Source organism: Psychrobacter sp. Pi2-1 (assembly GCF_904846645.1).
Classification (GTDB): domain Bacteria; phylum Pseudomonadota; class Gammaproteobacteria; order Pseudomonadales; family Moraxellaceae; genus Psychrobacter.
In genome coordinates this window covers 1-553 of sequence record NZ_CAJHBO010000063.1, presented here as the reverse complement: position 1 = coordinate 553, position 553 = coordinate 1, and the positions used below count along the sequence as shown (strand labels likewise).

Annotated in this window: 1 protein-coding gene; it reads left to right on the top strand. The window is 51.5% G+C overall.

Going from position 1 to position 553, the window contains the following annotated elements:
- Positions 1–16: 16 nt before the first annotated feature.
- Positions 17–553, top strand: a 537-nt coding sequence (locus JMX91_RS13270; protein ID WP_201549630.1) for a chlorite dismutase family protein, incomplete at its 3' end; no start/stop codon positions are given.

Sequence of the window (553 nt, the reverse complement as noted above, 5' to 3'; positions counted from 1 at the left end):
ACATGAAGGGGATGAAATGGATACACGATTATTTGCATTCGTCGGCGGAGACAGCGGTCTTTGGCGGATCGTTGGAACCGAAACCATAGTTGGCAAGTCACTGCCTGAAGCCAAAAGGCTCAACGTAATATCTGCCTCAGAGTTGCAGCCCGAAACCAATGCACCCTGGGTACTTCGCGGAATAACAAGCAATGAACGGTATGTCATGCGCGAAGAGAAGAACGAAATTGTGGTGAAGCAGCAAGGGCTAGCGCGCCCAGAAGCAACTTGCGCTGCGTTGATACCGATCCGAAAAAACGCAGCTTGGTGGGAATTCACGCAAGACGAGCGCCGGAGCGTTTTCGAAAAGTCAAAGCACATCCAAATCGGGCTCAACTACTTGCCTGCAGTAGCGCGCAAGCTCCACCACTGCCGCGACCTCTCTGAAAATGAACCGTTCGATTTTCTCAATGGGTTCGAGTTCGCGCCAACCCATGAGGCTGAGTTCAACGCATTGCTTTCCGAACTGCGTGCAACAGAGGAATGGAAGTACGTTGACAGAGAAGTCGATATC